Origin of the sequence: Bradyrhizobium frederickii (genome assembly GCF_004570865.1) — a bacterium.
In the GTDB taxonomy this organism is placed as follows: domain Bacteria; phylum Pseudomonadota; class Alphaproteobacteria; order Rhizobiales; family Xanthobacteraceae; genus Bradyrhizobium; species Bradyrhizobium frederickii.
Map to the genome: position 1 here is coordinate 80,451 of NZ_SPQS01000014.1, position 16,984 is coordinate 97,434.

General features: G+C 65.1%; 15 protein-coding genes. 8 read left to right on the top strand and 7 right to left on the bottom strand.

Annotated features, from left to right (window positions below; translation table 11 throughout):
• The first annotated feature begins 264 nt into the window (after positions 1-264).
• The 4 genes from mnmG (at position 265) to E4K64_RS23945 (ending at position 4,888) form a co-directional block, all read left to right on the top strand.
• The gene (gene mnmG / locus E4K64_RS23930; protein ID WP_135165701.1) at positions 265-2,145 is read left to right on the top strand and encodes a tRNA uridine-5-carboxymethylaminomethyl(34) synthesis enzyme MnmG; all 1,881 of its coding nucleotides are present in this window, start codon (positions 265-267) and stop codon (positions 2,143-2,145) included.
• Between the two features lie 167 nt (positions 2,146-2,312).
• The gene (gene rsmG, locus E4K64_RS23935; protein ID WP_235884766.1) at positions 2,313-2,954 is read left to right on the top strand and encodes a 16S rRNA (guanine(527)-N(7))-methyltransferase RsmG; all 642 of its coding nucleotides are present in this window, start codon (positions 2,313-2,315) and stop codon (positions 2,952-2,954) included.
• A gap of 30 nt (positions 2,955-2,984) precedes the next feature.
• A complete protein-coding gene (locus tag E4K64_RS23940) occupies positions 2,985-3,851 on the top strand; it encodes a ParA family protein (RefSeq protein ID WP_135165703.1) in 867 nt (288 codons plus the stop codon).
• A 149-nt stretch (positions 3,852-4,000) separates the two neighbouring features.
• The gene (locus E4K64_RS23945; protein WP_167772222.1) at positions 4,001-4,888 is read left to right on the top strand and encodes a ParB/RepB/Spo0J family partition protein; all 888 of its coding nucleotides are present in this window, start codon (positions 4,001-4,003) and stop codon (positions 4,886-4,888) included.
• Between the two features lie 215 nt (positions 4,889-5,103).
• Here E4K64_RS23945 and holA read toward each other — a convergent pair whose 3' ends face one another.
• The 3 genes from holA to leuS all read right to left on the bottom strand — a co-directional run bounded on the left by holA (position 5,104) and on the right by leuS (position 9,417).
• Entirely contained in the window at positions 5,104-6,132 is a 1,029-nt protein-coding gene (gene holA / locus E4K64_RS23950; protein WP_135165705.1) for a DNA polymerase III subunit delta, read from the bottom strand.
• A 122-nt stretch (positions 6,133-6,254) separates the two neighbouring features.
• Entirely contained in the window at positions 6,255-6,806 is a 552-nt protein-coding gene (gene lptE, locus E4K64_RS23955) for an LPS assembly lipoprotein LptE (protein ID WP_135165706.1), read from the bottom strand.
• Positions 6,793-9,417, bottom strand: a complete 2,625-nt coding sequence (gene leuS / locus E4K64_RS23960) for a leucine--tRNA ligase (RefSeq protein ID WP_135165707.1) — start codon at positions 9,415-9,417, stop codon at positions 6,793-6,795. Before leuS ends, lptE begins: the two co-directional genes overlap by 14 nt.
• 188 nt (positions 9,418-9,605) lie before the next feature.
• Between leuS and E4K64_RS23965 the strand changes: the two genes are divergently transcribed.
• Positions 9,606-10,652 carry a GGDEF domain-containing protein gene (locus E4K64_RS23965; RefSeq protein ID WP_209311987.1) on the top strand — a complete coding sequence of 349 codons (1,047 nt, stop codon included), beginning with the start codon at positions 9,606-9,608 and terminating at the stop codon, positions 10,650-10,652.
• Between the two features lie 67 nt (positions 10,653-10,719).
• On the opposite strand, the gene E4K64_RS23970 is transcribed toward E4K64_RS23965, so the two are convergent.
• Complete coding sequence (locus tag E4K64_RS23970) at positions 10,720-12,423, bottom strand: diguanylate cyclase domain-containing protein (RefSeq protein WP_135165708.1); 1,704 nt, start codon at positions 12,421-12,423, stop codon at positions 10,720-10,722.
• Between the two features lie 108 nt (positions 12,424-12,531).
• Here E4K64_RS23970 and E4K64_RS23975 point away from each other — a divergent pair, with 108 nt between their 5' ends.
• On the top strand, positions 12,532-13,221 hold the full coding sequence (locus E4K64_RS23975) for a YggS family pyridoxal phosphate-dependent enzyme (RefSeq protein ID WP_126256864.1): 690 nt from the start codon (positions 12,532-12,534) through the stop codon (positions 13,219-13,221).
• Positions 13,222-13,360: 139 nt separating this feature from the next.
• On the opposite strand, the gene E4K64_RS23980 is transcribed toward E4K64_RS23975, so the two are convergent.
• A complete protein-coding gene (locus E4K64_RS23980) occupies positions 13,361-14,146 on the bottom strand; it encodes a 2-keto-4-pentenoate hydratase (RefSeq protein WP_135165709.1) in 786 nt (261 codons plus the stop codon).
• A gap of 6 nt (positions 14,147-14,152) precedes the next feature.
• Positions 14,153-14,689: a L,D-transpeptidase family protein gene (locus E4K64_RS23985; RefSeq protein WP_235884762.1), complete on the bottom strand. Its 537-nt coding sequence runs from the start codon at positions 14,687-14,689 to the stop codon at positions 14,153-14,155.
• 237 nt (positions 14,690-14,926) lie between these two features.
• On the opposite strand from E4K64_RS23985, the gene E4K64_RS23990 reads away from it, so the two are divergent.
• Both E4K64_RS23990 and E4K64_RS23995 read left to right on the top strand, forming a co-directional pair.
• Positions 14,927-15,613: a response regulator transcription factor gene (locus E4K64_RS23990; protein ID WP_007598630.1), complete on the top strand. Its 687-nt coding sequence runs from the start codon at positions 14,927-14,929 to the stop codon at positions 15,611-15,613.
• Between the two features lie 58 nt (positions 15,614-15,671).
• Positions 15,672-16,115 carry a cyclic nucleotide-binding domain-containing protein gene (locus E4K64_RS23995; protein ID WP_028133428.1) on the top strand — a complete coding sequence of 148 codons (444 nt, stop codon included), beginning with the start codon at positions 15,672-15,674 and terminating at the stop codon, positions 16,113-16,115.
• A 53-nt stretch (positions 16,116-16,168) separates the two neighbouring features.
• Here the strand turns inward: E4K64_RS23995 and xth are convergent, their stop codons facing one another.
• A complete protein-coding gene (gene xth, locus E4K64_RS24000; RefSeq protein ID WP_135165711.1) occupies positions 16,169-16,984 on the bottom strand; it encodes an exodeoxyribonuclease III in 816 nt (271 codons plus the stop codon).

Sequence of the window (16,984 nt, forward strand, 5' to 3'; positions counted from 1 at the left end):
AGGACGGATGAGCTAAAGCCACGCCGCCTGACCCACCATCCGCGGCTGTCCTGCCCCGCCCCCGCGGCCCCGAGCTTGTTTCACGTGAAACGCAACCGGACTTGCGGTTTCTCCGCCTGGAAAAGCAGTCGGAACAATGCCCATTCTACTGTGCATGGGGTTGTTTTCGCGAAATCAGTTTCACCCTCCATCGTTTCACGTGAAACACGTTTGCCTCCCAGTTTCCACTTCCGGCATTCCCGCCTGTGAGCTAGAAGTCCGCCCATGCGAACCGAGCGAGAGAGCTTCGACGTCATCGTGATTGGCGGTGGCCACGCCGGCTGTGAAGCCGCGGCGGCGTCCGCGCGGATGGGCGCAAGGACCGCTCTGGTCACGCACCGTTTCTCGACCATCGGGGCGATGTCCTGCAATCCCGCCATCGGTGGTCTCGGCAAGGGCCATCTGGTGCGCGAGGTCGATGCGCTCGACGGTCTGATTGGCCGGGTCGGCGATGCCGGCGGCATCCAGTTTCGCGTGCTCAATCGTCGCAAAGGTCCGGCTGTCCGTGGTCCCCGGGCTCAGGCCGATCGAAAGCTCTATGCCGCGGCCATGCAGGCCGCGATCCGCGAGACCGAGGGCCTTTCGGTCATTGAAGGCGAGGCTGATGAGCTGATCGTGGCCGAGGGCCGGGTGACGGGACTGCGTCTCGCCGACGGCCGCGAGCTTCGGGCAGGGGCCGTGGTGGTCACCACCGGTACCTTCCTCCGCGGCCTCATTCATCTCGGCGAGAAGAATTGGCCCGCCGGCCGTGTCGGTGAGGCCCCGGCGATGGGCCTTTCCTCGTCGTTTGAGCGTGCCGGCTTCACCTTGGGACGGCTCAAGACGGGCACCCCGCCGCGTCTGGACGGCACCACGATCGACTGGTCCGCGGTCGAGATGCAGCCCGGAGACGAGCCGCCGGAGCCATTCTCGGTCATGACCGAGCGGATCACGACCCCGCAGATCCAGTGCGGGATCACCCGGACCACCGCCGCAACCCACGAGGTGATCCGGGCCAATGTCCATCGCTCTCCGATGTATTCCGGCCAGATCAAGAGCTCCGGGCCGCGCTATTGCCCGTCGATCGAGGACAAGATCGTCCGCTTCGGCGACCGCGATGGCCACCAGATCTTCCTGGAACCGGAAGGGCTCGACGACAGCACGGTCTATCCCAACGGCATCTCGACCTCGCTTCCCGAGGAAGTCCAGCTCGCGATCCTCGCCAGCATCCCTGGCCTGGAGCGGGTGAAGATGGTCCGTCCGGGCTATGCCATCGAGTATGACCACATCGATCCCCGCGAGCTCGATCCGACCCTGCAGACCAAGCGTCTGCGCGGTCTGTTCCTGGCCGGGCAGATCAACGGCACCACCGGATACGAAGAGGCCGCCGGGCAGGGCATCGTCGCAGGCCTGAACGCGGCGCTTGCTGCGAGCGGGGCGGCACTGACGGTGTTCGACCGGGCCGACGGCTATCTCGGTGTGATGATCGACGATCTCGTCACCCGCGGGATCAGCGAGCCGTATCGGATGTTCACCTCGCGGGCCGAATACCGGCTTACGCTGCGGGCTGACAATGCGGATCAGCGTCTGACCGAGAAAGGCATCGCCTTGGGGTGCGTTGGCAGCGCCCGGACCTTGCACCACCGCGCCAAGATGGACGCCCTGAATGCGGCCCGGACGCTCTCGAAGTCGCTGACGATCACCCCAACCGAGGCCATCAAGCACGGATTGTCCCTGAACCGGGACGGCCAGCGCCGGTCGGCCTTCGAGCTGATGGCCTATCCGGAGATCGGCTGGAGCCAGGTCCGGGCGATCTGGCCGGAGCTGGCGGGGATCGATCCCGTGATCGCGACCCATCTCGAGATCGACGCCAAGTACGATGTCTATCTCGAGCGGCAGAGCGCCGACGTCGAGGCCTTCCGGCGCGACGAGGGGATGGTGCTGTCGGAGGTCGATTACAGCCTCGTCCCCGGTCTTTCCAACGAAGTGCGGGCCAAGCTGGAGAAGGCGCGGCCGTTCACGGTCGGCCAGGCCGGCCGGATCGACGGCATGACACCGGCTGCGCTCGGCATCCTCGCGGCCTATCTCCGGCGTGAGGCACGGAAGAGCTCCAAGGCAATTGCATAAGGCAATCGCATCAGCCAATCGCATAGGCGTTTCACGTGAAACAGCGCGGACCGGGCGGGGACAGACCGCTATCACGACGACCCGGAACAGGTGAGGGCGAGGGTCGCCGATTGGACCACGCGCCGGCCAATCCGAACATCGACAAAGCCCGCGCCAACGATCAGGCGCTGGATTCCGTCATCGCCGCCGATAAGCGCGCGGCGCTGAAGCTCGCGCCTGTTTCACATGAAACGGAAGCGCGGCTCGACCGCTACATCGCGCTGCTGCGGGAGTGGCAGGCCAAGACCAATCTGGTCGCGCCCTCGACCTTGCCGCACCTCTGGACCCGGCACATCGCCGACTCGCTCCAGCTGGTCGATCTCGCGCCCACGGCCAGACGCTGGGCCGATCTCGGCAGCGGCGGCGGGTTTCCCGGCGTCGTCCTGGCCTGCACCATGGCCGGGATGCCGGGTGCCAGCGTCCATCTCGTCGAGCGGATCGCCAAGAAGGCGGCCTTCCTGCGCGAAGCAATTCGCATCACCTCATCGCCGGGAGTCGTACATCTCGCTGAGATCGGGGATAATGTGGATAGAATCACCGGCCCCGTCGATTGCGTGACCGCGCGTGCGTTGGCTCCGCTACACCAACTCATCGGCTTTGCGGAGCCGCTGATGCGCCAAGGCGCGACGGCGCTGTTTCTCAAGGGCCAAGATGTAGAGGCTGAATTGACCGAAGCCGCTAAATATTGGAATATTGAGCCTCAGCTGCACCAGAGCCGCACGGGTGACGGCTGGATCGTGGAGCTCAATGCCGCCGAACGGCGCAGCTGAGGCGCTCAGGGGTTGAGTGGGGAAATTTCGATGACCGTGATTGACGAGCCGCAGCAAGACAAGACGCAAGAACCGACCGCGGAGGTGCCGCATGGCCACCCGCGCATCCTGGCGCTGGCGAATCAAAAGGGCGGCGTGGGAAAAACAACCACAGCGATCAACCTGGGCACGGCACTCGCGGCGATCGGCGAGCGCGTCCTGATCGTCGATCTCGATCCCCAGGGCAACGCCTCGACCGGCCTCGGCATCGACCGTCGCAACCGCTCCTGCTCGACCTATGACGTGCTGATCGGCGAAGCCGCCTTGCGCGAGGCCGTGGTCTCGACCGCGGTGCCGCGGCTGCATATCGCGCCCTCGACCATGGATCTCTCCGGTCTCGAGCTCGAGCTCGGCACCACGCCTGGCCGCGCCTTCAAGCTGCGCGACGCCATCGGCGCGCTCAACAACAACGTCTCGCCGGATGCCGACTACACCTATGTGCTGATCGACTGCCCGCCCTCGCTGAACCTGCTCACGGTGAACGCGATGGCGGCCTCCGACGCGATCCTGGTGCCGCTGCAGTGCGAGTTCTTCGCGCTCGAAGGCCTGTCGCAATTGCTGCAGACCGTGGAGCAGGTGCGCTCGACGTTGAATCCGAACCTGTCGATCCACGGCATCGTGCTGACCATGTTCGACTCCCGCAACAACCTCTCGAACCAGGTCGTCGCCGACGTCCGGCAGTTCATGGGCGAGAAGGTCTACAAGACGATGATCCCGCGCAACGTGCGCATCTCGGAGGCGCCGTCCTACGGCAAGCCGGTGCTGGTCTACGATCTCAAATGCGTCGGCAGCGAAGCTTACTTGCGGCTCGCCACCGAAGTGATCCAGCGCGAGCGCGAGCTGCGTACGACGCATTGAAGCGACGTTGATCCGTAGGATGGGTAGAGCGCAGCGAAACCCATCACCCAAAGCGCATACAGCGATGGGTTTCGCTGCGCTCTACCCATCCTACAACTTACGACAATTCAGTTCTGGAGTGCTGCACCGTGAATCCAAGGGAGCTGGCGATGGCCGATGAAGCGCGTTCGCGACTGGGCCGGGGACTTGCAAGTCTGATCGGTGACGTCGGCGGCGAGGCTCAGCATGTCGATCGTCCGCGCGCGCAGCGCAAGGTGCCGATCGAATTCATCAAGGCCAATCCGCGCAATCCGCGCCGCACCTTTTCGGACGCCGAGCTGAAGGAGCTCTGCGAGTCCATCAAGCAGCATGGCGTGATCCAGCCGATTGTGGTGCGTCCGGTGAAGGGCGCACAGGACCGCTACGAGATCATCGCCGGCGAGCGGCGCTGGCGCGCTTCGCAGATGGCCGGTCTGCACGAGGTGCCGATCGTCCCGGTCGACATCAGCGACAGCGATGCGCTGGAGTTCGCGATCGTCGAGAACGTGCAGCGCGAGGACCTCAACCCGATGGAAGAGGCGCAGGGCTATCACGCGCTCGCCAACGAGTTCAAACGCAGCCAGGACGACATCGCAAAGGTCGTGGGCAAGAGCCGCAGCCACGTCGCCAACATGATGCGGCTGACCAAGCTGCCGGCGGAGGTGCAGGCCTTCATCGCGACCGGCGAGCTGACGGCCGGTCACGCCCGCGCGTTGATCGGCGTGCCGGATCCGCTCGCCGCCGCCAAGCGCATCGTCGAGGAGGGACTCAATGTCCGCCAGGCCGAAGCGCTCGCGCATGAAGAGGGCGTGCCGGAGCGCAAGCCGCAAAAGGCGCGCGCGTCTGGAGGGAAGGAAAAGGACCCCGACACGATCGACCTGGAGAAGCGCGTCAGCGATGCGCTCGGCCTCAAGGTCACCGTCAATCACCGTGACCCCGGCGGCTCGGTCCAGATCAACTATCGCAACCTCGATCAGCTCGACGAGGTGATGAAGCGGCTGGCCAAGGGCGCGCTGTAACTCCGCTGTCTCGTGGCGCGGGCACCGATCTCTCTCCCGTCACCCTGAGGTGGCCGCTTCTTCAGCGGCCCTCGAAGGGCGACGGCCCGGCTGCAGCAGCGCGGCCGTTCATCCTTCGAGGCTCCCGGCACGATGCGTAGCATCGTGCCGCTCGCGCCTCAGGATGACGGATTTGGCGGCTTGCTTTGTTGTATTCGCAGTGGCTCTGAGAGAGCTCAGCCCCGCCGCTTTGCGTTCGCGGCGATCGCCATCAGCGTGCGCTGGGCGATGGCGGCGGCGAGCGTCGATTGCTTGCGGGTGTCGAGCGCCGCGGTCGCGAGCTGCTCGATGACGGCGGCGAGCTTCGCCACGCTGAAATTGCGCAGCGCGGTTTCGACCGCGGGCTTTCGTGAGAAATGCAGGCGCGGAAAGCCGCCATCGAGCACGGCGGAGGCGGGCTGGCCGTCGGCGATGGCGAGCGCGGATTTGTGCAGCCAGGCAGCCTGGCGCTGCGCGGCGGAGATGATCACGCCGGGATAGGTGCCGGCGATCATGGCTTTCGCGAACTCGGTCTCGACGATGTCGGGCCGCCCGGCGAAGGCGCCGTCGACGATCGGGTCGAGCTTCAGCTCGGACGCGTCCGCAACCACGGCCATCACGTCGTCCAGCGTAACCTCGCCTTTGCCGTGGGCGTAGAGCGTCAGCTTGCGCAGCTCGTTGCGCGAGGCCTGGCGGTCGCCGCCGAGGAACGACATCAGCGCCGCGCGGGCGTCCTGCGCGATACGCAGGTTGGCGATCCGCAGCTCGTCGTCCATCAGCCTGGCGAGATCGCGCTCGGTGTCGGGATAGCAGCCGATCGCCACAGCCGTCTTGGCGCGCTCGCAGGCCTTGCGCAGCGGCGATTCCGGGCGGAGCTCGCCGGCCTCGATCACGATGCGGCAATCCTTCACGTTCATCTCGGCCAGCGTCTCGATTCCGCCGGCAAAGCTGCGCGAGCCGGCGCGAACGCGAATCGCGCGGCGGCCGCCGAACAGCGGCACCGTCATCGCCTCGTCGACGAGGCGCGAGGGTTCGGCGGAAAGCTCGTCGCCGTCGAGCCTGACCAGCGAGAACGGATCGTTGGGATCATCGACGCTGGAAGCGATCAACGCATCGGCACGCTCGCGCACGAGGCCGGCGTCGGGACCGTAGAGCAGGATGATCGGACGGCCCGCATCGGGGCGGGCGAGGAAGCTGTCGATCTCTTTTCCGCGTAGCGCGACCATCGGGCCCCATCGTCATTCCGGGGCGCGCAGCGCGCGAACCTGGAATCCGGAGATTTTGGATCGAGATTCTCAGGTGCGCAATTGCGCACCATAGTTCGCCCTGCGGGCGCCCCGGGGAGTGTTTAAGTCCCAGCGGTAAAGAACGAGGCGAGCCGGGTCGTGATGTTCTCGGCAATCTCGTTGGCGGCACGGTCCTCCGCATCGCGCACGGCGCGGGTGCGGGAGAAGCGCTGATAGGATCCCGGCATGTCGTAGGACACGCGCGAGAAAGTCGAGCCGGTCACGACGGACTTGCCGGTTGCGACGTCGATCAGATTGTATTGCGCGTCGATGCCGAGATTTTCGCTGGTCGGCAGTCCCGTCGCGGTGCTGACGATCAGTGAGGAGCGGCTGGTGGTGAAGCGGATGTCCAGCCGGTGGGTCGGCGGCATGCCCGTCGCCGAGCCGTAAAGCTTGAAGGCGAGCGCGTTGCGGATTTCGACGCCGACGCGGGCCTCGCGGGAGGCATTGGGCTTGCTGATCGGGGGCAGCTCGACGCCCATCAGCTTCTCGCGCAGGCCGGGAGTGCCGTCGTTTCGTTCGGCATACATCGGCTGGAAGCAGCCGGCCGTCAACGCGGCCAGGGCGGCGACCGCCAGCAAGCGGGCTGCGATGCGGATCCTAGCCGACAACATTCACGATCCTCTTGGGGACGATGATCACCTTGCGGACGGGCTTGCCGTCCAGGGCCAGCTTTACCGCATCGAGGGCCAAAACGGCAGCCTCGATTTCCGGATTCTGGGCCGCTGTTGCAACTGTGACCTCACCCCGCTTCTTGCCATTGACCTGGACCACCAGGGTCACGCTGTCTTCAACCAGCAAATCGCGTTCGATTTGGGGCCAATTGGCCTCGGAAACCAGCCCGCTCTGGCCCAGAACCTGCCAGCACTCCTCGGCGAGGTGCGGCATCATCGGGGAGAACAGCTGGACCAGGATCTGGCCGGCTTCCCGGATCGCCCAGGCCAGGTCAGCGGACGGCTGGCCGGGACGCTGCAGGATCTCCGAGAAGCTATTGGCGAATTCGCGGATATGGGCGAGGCAGACGTTGAAGTGCAGCCGCTCGATCCCGGTGGTCACCTTGTCCAGCGCACCATGGGCGGCCTTGCGCAAGAGGGTGGCATCCGGGCCGAAGCTGGCCGGCCGGGCCGTCGGCGCGCCCTTGCCGAGCTCGACGGAATCGTTGACCAGCCGCCACAGCCGCTGCACGAAGCGCGAGGCGCCCTGGACGCGCTCGTCGCTCCAGATCACGTCGCGGTCGGGCGGGGAGTCCGACAGCATGAACCAGCGGGCGACGTCTGCGCCGTAGGTCTCGATGATGTCGTCGGGGTCGACCGTGTTCTTCTTCGACTTCGACATCTTCTCGATCGGGCCGATCGTGATGTCCTCGCCTGTGCTGAGCAGCGTCGCGCGGCGCCCATTGCCGCCAACCTCGACCTTCACGTCGGCCGGCTGCACATAGGTACCGTCGGCCTTCTGGTAGGTCTCGTGCACCACCATGCCCTGCGTGAACATGCCGGCGAACGGCTCGTCCAGCGCGATGTGCCCGGTCGCCTTCATGGCGCGGGTGAAGAAGCGGCTGTAGAGCAGATGCAGGATGGCGTGCTCGACGCCGCCGATATATTGGTCGACCGGCAGCATCCGGTTGGCGACCGCGGGCGTGGTCGGCGCGTTCTCGTTCCAGGGATCGGTGAAGCGCGCAAAGTACCAGGACGAATCCACGAAGGTGTCCATGGTGTCGGTTTCGCGCTGGGCCTTGCCTCCGCATTTGGGGCAGGTGACGTGCTTCCAGGTCGGATGATGGTCGAGCGCGTTGCCCGGCCGGTCGAAGGTCGCGTCGTCAGGCAGCTTCACCGGCAGGTCGGCATCCGGTACCGGCACAACGTCGCATTTCGGGCAATGGATGACGGGAATCGGGCAGCCCCAATAGCGCTGCCGCGAAATGCCCCAGTCGCGCAGGCGGAAATTGACCTGCCGCTCGCCGACCGGCGCGTTGCCGCGCAGCTCGGTCTCGAGGCGCTTCGCCACCTCCTCCTTGGCCTGCTCGATGGTCATGCCGTCGAGGAAGCGCGAATTGATCATGCGGCCGTCGCCGTCATAGGCGGTGTCGGTGATGACGAACGACTTCGGGTCCTGGTCCTCCGGACACACCACGGGCGTGTTGCCGAGATTGTACTTGTTGACGAAGTCGAGGTCGCGCTGGTCGTGCGCGGGGCAGCCGAAGATCGCGCCGGTGCCGTATTCCATCAGCACGAAATTGGCGACATAGACCGGCAGCTTCCAGGAGGGATCGAACGGATGCACCGCGCGGATGCCGGTGTCGAAGCCCTGCTTCTCCGCAGTGTCGATGATCTCCTGCGCGGTGCCGATCTTCTTGATCTCGGCAATGAACGCGGCAAGCTCGGGGTTCTTCGTGGCTGCGGCCTGTGCCAGCGGATGATCCGCCGAGATCGCCATGAATTTCGCGCCGAACAGCGTGTCCGGGCGCGTCGTGAAGATCTTCAGCTCGCTCTCGCCGGCCGGCGTCGTCGCCGCATCCAGCGCGAAGCGGATCAGCAGGCCTTCGGAGCGGCCGATCCAGTTGCGCTGCATCAGCCGCACCTTGTCCGGCCAGCGGTCCAGCGTATCCAGCGCCGACAACAGCTCCTGCGAGTATTTCGTGATCTTGAAGACCCACTGATTCATCTCGCGCTGCTCGACGACAGCGCCCGAACGCCAGCCGCGGCCGTCGATCACCTGCTCGTTGGCGAGCACGGTCATGTCGACGGGATCCCAGTTCACCTTGCGCTTCTCGCGCTCGGCGAGGCCTTCGCGCAGGAAGTCCAGGAACATCTTCTGCTGATGCTTGTAATAGGAGGGATCGCAGGTCGCGATCTCTCTGGACCAGTCCAGCGACAGCCCGATCGAGCGGAGCTGCTTCTTCATCGCGGCGATGTTGTCGTAGGTCCAGGCCTTGGGCGCGACCTTGCGCTCGATCGCGGCATTCTCGGCCGGCAGGCCGAAGGCGTCCCACCCCATCGGGTGCAGCACGTTGAACCCCTTGGCGCGCATGAAGCGGGCCAGCACGTCGCCGAGCGTGTAATTCCGGACATGGCCGATATGGATGCGCCCGGACGGGTAGGGGAACATCTCGAGCACATAATATTTCGGCCGCGAATCATCGTTCTTGGAGACGAAGATCGCCTGCTCGTCCCAGAGGCGTTGCCAGCGCGGTTCGGCGTCGCGGGCGTTATAGCGTTCGGAGGTCATGGAATCGTTGGGGTTTTTGTGGGTCCGGCCGTCTCAAGACGGCGGACTAGGCCATAGAAGTCCTCAAGGGGTCAATGGGTTGCCGCGATCTGGAACCATGACCGTCGGCCTCCGCATAACTACGAGGATCGATGTTGGGGCGCGATTAAGGGCTCGATGCCATGTTGCGGCCCGACAGGACGACCGCGATGGATTCGAGCTTCGACGATCCCGACTACGACTATGCCGCCTCCATCGCCGGACGGGCGATGCGTAGCATGGCCGAACAGCGGATCACGCCGACCCCGACCAATTTTGCGGTCTGGTACCAATATTTCGCGGGCAGCCATGACGATCTGCGCAACGCGATCGATCTTTTGATCGACCACAATCGTCCCTTTGACGCCAGAACCAATCAGGACCTGTTCGAGACCTATGTCGCGCCCCAGGTGAGCGCCACCGCCGTCGACACCTCCGAGCGGCTGCATGCGCTCATGGGTACGGCGAGGGAATTTCTGGCGACCGCGATCGCTGACAACCATTCGCAGATGCGGGTCATCAGCGCGGTGGCGGACCAGGGCAAGGCTGGCGTCGATCCGAAGGCGCTGGTCGCCCAGCTCATGAACGAGCTGGCCCGGGCCGCCACGAAGGCGACCCAGCTCGAGGCAGGTTTTGCGGAGAAGACCCGCGAGCTCGACGTCATCAGGGATTCGCTCACGAGGTCCGAGGAGCGCGCCCGGACCGACACGCTGACAGGCCTTGCAAACCGGCGGGCGCTCGACGAATTCCTGCGCAAGGCGCAGGCGACCGCGGATTGGGGCGAGCCGCTCAGCGTGCTGATGCTCGACATCGACCACTTCAAATCTTTCAACGACAATTTCGGCCACGGCGTCGGCGACCAGGTGCTGCGCCTGATGGCCAAGGTGTTGCGCGAGAAGGTTCGCCCTCAGGATCTGCCGGCCCGTTATGGCGGCGAGGAGCTGATCGCGGTGCTGCCGGCCGCCGATCTCGCCAGTTGCGCCGAGATCGCCGAGCGCATCAGGCGCGCGCTCGCCGAATGCACGATCACGCGCCGCTCAACCGGCGAGATCCTGCCCAACATCAGCGTGTCGATCGGCGTAGCGCAGTACCGGCCGGGCGAAGCGATCACCGATCTCATCGAGCGCTGCGACCGCGCCCTCTATCTCGCCAAGGGCGGCGGCCGCAATCGCGTCGTGACGGAGACCGAGCTCGATCGCGCGCAAGCTGCGGGCTAGGTTCGGGCGAGACGATGACGGTGCGCTCCCTCTCCCCGCGAGCGGGGCGAGGTGAAGCAACAGCCCGCTAGGCGCTGGCCGCCATCATTATATCCGCGGCGCCGCTCTCGATCGCCTGGATGCCGTGCTCGACGACATTGTTGCGGCCGCGGTGCTTGGCGGCGTAGAGCGCGGCGTCGGCGGCTTCGATCAGATCGCCGGGACGCAGACTTTCGTTGGGCTTTGTCGCGGCAACGCCGATCGAGACGGTAACGATCATATGGGCCGAGGTGATGTGCGGCAGACACAGCTTCAGCACCGTCGCGCGCACCTGTTCGCCGATTTTCACGGCGCGAGCCACATCGGTGTTCGGCAGCAACAGGCAGAATTCCTCGCCGCCATAGCGTGCCGCAAAGCCCATCGTGTCGGCGGCGATGCCGGACAGCGATTCGCCGAGCCTGGTCAGGCAGGAATCGCCTTCGAGATGACCATAGGTGTCGTTGAACAGCTTGAAATGGTCGACGTCGATCATCAGAAGCGCGAGGTCGCTGCCATATTGCTGCGCGCGCATCCATTCGAAGTCGAGCCGGCTCTGGAAGCCGCGGCGGTTGGCGAGGCCGGACAGCATGTCGATCGAGGCCATCACCGTGAGCCGGTCGTTGCTCGCGATCAGCTCGCGTTCGCGCTGGCTCAGTTGCGCGGCCATCGCGTTGAAGGCGCGGGCCAGCGGCACGAATTCGGCCGGCAGGCGATTGCGCGCCGCGCGGGCCGACAGATCGCCCTCGCCGAGGCGCTTGGCCATGTCGACGAGCATCTCGATCGGCTTGATGACGAGCTTCTCGGCAGCGATCAGCGCGCCGAGCAGGACGAAAACGACGACGAAAGCGAGCTGGAGATAGGCGGTGCGGATGTCGCGGCTGACCGCCGCCGACACCTTGTCTTCGTCGATGCTGGCGATCAGGCGGGCATTGGTGCCGGCGATGCGGATGTAGCTGACCGCGCGGCGCGAGCCGTCGGCGGCGAGGAAAGACAGTGAGCCCTCGTCCTGGTCCGACCGCAGCGCCCGGTCGGCGATGGCCGCCATCAGCGGCATGCTGTCGAGGGGACGACCGATCGTGCTGTGCTGATCGGCCGGCGCGGCCAGCACGGTGCCTGCGCTGTCGACCAGCACGGCGGTGATGCCGGCGCGACCGCCCAGATTGCTCATCACCTTCGACATCCAGTCGAGGTTGACCGTGGCGAGCACGACGGCATCGGCGACGCCGCTGAACGCGGACACCGGGTAGACCGCCATCACGGTCGGCGTCGGTGCCGGGCGCGACAGGATGAAATCGCTCAGCACGAAGCGGCCGCTCTCCTGGGCCTGCTGGAAATAGGGCCGGTCGCTGAGGTCGAGGCCGACATACATGTTGTTGGTGGCGCATTGGATGCGTCCGTCCTGGCCCGCGATCAAGAGCGTGCGGATCCAGGGCAGGTTCGACGGCAGGCTCGCGCGCAGCACGTCGCAGCTCTTGGTGACGCCGCCGGCGGAGGCGCGGATGAAAGCTTCCGCTTTCAGGATGGTCTCGACCGACGAGATCACCTCGCGTTGCGCATCGGCGCTATGTCTTGCGATGGTGGTGAATTCGGCCGTGGCCTGCGCGATCTGCCGCCCGCGGGTGTCTTCGAGCGAGCGGATACGCTCGAACATCAAGGGCGCCACCAGAATCACCGCAAGCAACGCCAGCCGCGCCCGGATTCCGAGAACCTGCTTGAGTTTCGCTCGCTTGCGGTTGAGACTTATGCTTGCCATCTTCGTTACCCACCCCGCAGGGCAAGGTAAAGCGAAGGGTTCAAAAACTCTTTCTTGAACTCGGTAAAATTGGACTTACCTCGGTTAGGACTACAGCCAATCGACGTCATGACAGAAGCCAACGCCGCGCCGGTAACCGGCCATTCACCAAACGCGCTCGCCGCGGTCGAAGCCGAAATCGCCCGCGCCTGCAAGGATGCGCGGCGCGATCGCGCCTCCGTGACGCTGATCGCCGTGTCCAAGACTTTCGCCGCGGATGCCATTACCCCGATCATCGAGGCCGGACAGCGCGTATTCGGCGAGAATCGGGTGCAGGAGGCCAAAGGCAAGTGGCCCGCGTTAACGTCTGTTTACCCGGGCATCGCGCTGCATCTGATCGGACCGCTGCAATCCAACAAGGCGAAAGAGGCGGTCGCGTTGTTCGATGCCATCCACTCGGTGGACCGTCCGAGCATTTGCCAAGCGTTAGCCAAGGAAATCGAATCCCAGAACAAGCACCCGCAGCTCTTCGTCCAGATCAACACCGGCGAAGAGCCGCAGAAGGCCGGCGTGGCGCCGGGAGAGGCCGACGCCTTCCTCGCCAGCTGCCGCGACACCTATGGGCTGACGATCTCCGGGTTGATGTGCATCCCGCCGGTCGACGAACCGCCGGCGGCGCATTTCGCGCTGACCGCCAAGATCGCCGCGCGCAACGGATTGACCAATCTCTCGATGGGCATGAGCGCGGATTTCGCCACCGCGATCATGCTGGGTGCCACCCATGTGCGTGTGGGCAGCGCGATCTTCGGGCACAGGTGATTGTCGTAAGCGAGGGCCGTGCCACAACCGAGTTCTTGAGTTCGTCATTGCGAGCGTAGCGAAGCAATCCAGGATCTTTCCGCGGAGGTAGTCTGGATTGCTTCGTCGCAAGGGCTCCTCGCAATGACGGCGGAGCTGTCTACGCAAACCCCACCGACACTTTACCCAGCACCCCAAAGTCCACCGCAAGATGATCGCCGGCCGCAATCGGCAGCGGCGGATGGCACGTGCCGGTGGTCACCACCTGCCCTGCCCGCAAGGTGATGCCGAGCCCGGAGAGCTCATTGGCAAGCCAGGCGAGCGCGGCGCGGGGGTCGCCGAGCACGTTCTTGCCGTGGCCGACATAGCGCTCGCCGCGCAGCGTGATCTGCGGCCGCTCCTCGACGAGATCCATCGCGCGCCAATTCGCAGCGGTCGCCGCGCCCAGCACGAACAGATGCGCGCAGGCATTGTCGGCGATCAGCTGCGCCTCGCCGGCTCGGGCGAAATCGGCAAAGCGCGAGTCCGGAATCTCGATCGCGGGATGGAAGCTGTCGACGGCGGCCAATACCTCGAAGGCCGTGTACGACGCTGCGCGCGGGGGCAGATCGCGTCCCATCCGGAAGGCGAATTCAGGCTCGCCGACGCGCATCTCGTTGCCCTTCATCGACGCAGTCCCGCCGTCGGCAATGACCGTGTCGCTCATGATGCGGCCGGCCAGCGGTCCCGTGACATTGATGTGCTGCTGTCCTGATACGCTGGTGGCTGCGATCTTCCAGCCGAACAGCTTTCCAGGCGAGTAGGTCTCGAGCGCAGCCTGGATGGCGTAGCCCTCAGTGCGGCTCTGTGGCCGCAACCGCGCGTCCATCGCCTCAAGCTTGGAGCCGTCGCGCCAATGTTGAACGAGCACGCGCGAAGCGGCTGCGATCTGATCCCTGTCGAGCATGCATCCTCACCCGATGATGATTTTCGTTCGCGGGCCCAGGCGCCGCAGCAATTGCAGCATCGCCGATTTCGTCATCGAGACGCAGCCCGCGGTCGGACCGAAATTGTCACGGGCCAAGTGCAGGAATACCGCGCTGCCACGGCCGGCGATCCGTGGCCGCGTGTTGTGGTCGATCTCGATGATGAAGTCATAGAGATGGTCGGCGCGCTTGAGCCGGTCGCCGCCCTGCCCTTCGCTCAGCCGGATTCCCTGGTTGTAATGGCGGTCTCGGGGATCCTCACACCAGGCGTCCTCGCCGGTGATGATCCGGGCCGGCAGGAAGCTTTGCGGGCGGCTGTGCCGGTCGCCCCGCCACCACAATCGCCGGGGGCGGAAGCTGCCCCTGGGGGTGCCGCCGTCGCCCTCGCGCTTGTTGGCGAGGATGCCGCCCCGCCCCAGCGCGACCGGAATGGTCAGCGGTCCCGCCGTCAGCCAGCCTCGCCTGGGATTGCCGGCGGCAGGCTTAACGCGGATCGCGGAGAGCGGTCCGGCACTTCGATTCATGGTGTAACCGACTGAAGCAGCTCTGTTTTTCATGTGAACGTGCAATGTCGAATTCATTACAGGACATTCATCAAAACGCCCTGCTATTTTGAGTTAGAGTGGTTCTGGCTTGTGAATCGGTGACAGCCCATTACTTCAACACGAACAACAATAACAACAGCGACCCCTAAACTTCCCCTCACGGCTGGGTGCGGCATGGATGCGCCGCCGAGCCGGACCCCAAAAGGATGATCCCCTATGGCCAATGCCCGCAAGATCCTGATCGTGGATGACGATACCGATCTGCGCGATACGTTGGTGGAGCAATTATCGCTACACGAAGAATTCGAAGCCTCCGCCGTCGATACCGGCGCCAAGGGCGCGAGCGCCGCCAAGGCCAATGCCCCCGATCTCGTTCTGATGGATGTCGGCCTGCCCGACACCGACGGTCGTGAGGTGGTCCGCTCCTTGCGCAAGGGCGGCTTCAAGGCCCCGATCATCATGCTGACCGGGCACGACACCGATTCCGACACGATTTTGGGGCTGGAATCCGGCGCCAACGATTATGTGGCCAAGCCCTTCCGCTTCGCTGTCCTGCTGGCCCGCATTCGCGCCCAGCTCCGCCAGCACGAGGCCAGCGAGGACGCGGTGTTCTCGGTCGGCCCCTATTCCTTCCGTCCCGGCTCGAAAATGCTCACCGCAGCCAATGCGCGCAAGGTGCGGCTGACGGAGAAGGAAACCGCCATCCTCCGCTTCCTCTACCGGGCCGGCCAGATGCCGGTCTCCCGCGAGACCCTGCTCCAGGAGGTCTGGGGCTATAATTCCGGCGTCACCACCCACACGCTGGAAACCCACATCTACCGCCTGCGCCAGAAGATCGAGAAGGACGCCGCCAACCCGGAAATCCTGGTCACGGAAGCCGGTGGCTACAAGCTGGTGCCGTGATACGCTCGAAGGGCGTGCGAATCGTTTTAGATCGCATGCCCTTGAGCCTCGGATCTGAATGTCAATCGACGACGACGTTGCGCTTCTCGAGCGGGTCCCGACACTGCGCCTGTTGGGCGACGCCTCGTTGCGCATGCTGGCGATCGGCTCCGAGCAGCGTGACTTCGTCCGCGGCGACACCCTGTTCAATCTCGGCGATGACGCCGATGCCGGCTTCGTGGTGCAGCGCGGCGCCTTCCGGGTCGAAGACGGCGCCGGCGCCGAGATGATCGCCGGTCCCGGCGCGTTGATCGGCGAGCTCGCGCTGGTGGTGCCGATGAAGCGGCCGTCGAGCGCGATCGCGCTGGAGCATTCCTCCGTCATCCGCGTCGCCCGCAGCCTGTTCCAGCGCGTGCTCGAAAGCGACCCCGCCGCCGCCGTGCGCCTGCGCGACGAATTCGCGGTGCGCTCCAGCCAGATCGCCAGCGACATATTGATGGCAGGCGCCAAGCTGACGTCGTAGCCCTTGTCATTCCGAGGCGCGACGAAGTCGCGAGCCCGGAATGACGGCAGGCGCTACACCTCCAGCGTCACCGTCACGGGCACGTGGTCCGATGGCCGCTCCCAGCTCCGCGCATCGCGCAGGATCTTGAAATCGCTGACCGCGTCCTTCAACGCGCGTGAGACCCAGATGTGATCGAGCCTGCGGCCGCGGTCACCGACGGTCCAATCGGGCGAGCGGTAGCTCCACCACGTATAGACCTTCTCGGACATCGGAATGCGGTCGCGCGCGACGTCGACCCATTCGCCGGCTTCGAGCGCGGCCTTGAGCTTCTCGGTTTCCACCGGCGTATGCGAGACCACCTTCAACAGCTGCTTGTGCGACCACACGTCGTTCTCGTGCGGGGCGACGTTGAGATCGCCGACCAGGATGTGGCGATCCTCCCCGCGCGGATGCAGCGGCTCGCACGCCTTCATCTCGTCCAGGAAGCGGAGCTTGTGGTCGAACTTCTCGTTCAGCGCGGGATCGGGAATGTCGCCGCCGGCGGGCACGTAGAAATTATGCAGCACCAGCGGCTTGGCGATTTGAGCCTTCTCGCCGAACGAGACGGAGATGTGGCGCGAATCCACCTTGTCGCAGAAGGTGCGGATATCCTTCGAGTCGAACGGAATCTTCGAGACGATGGCGACGCCGTGATAGCCCTTCTGCCCATTCAGCGCGACGTGCTCATAGCCGAGCCGCTTGAAGCGCTTCAGCGGAAAGGCGTCGTCGATGCACTTGGTCTCCTGCAGGCACAGCACGTCCGGCCGCGCGCTCTTGAGGAATTTCGCGACCAGATCGATGCGCAGCCGCACCGAATTGATGTTCCAGGTTGTCAGGGAAAGACGCAT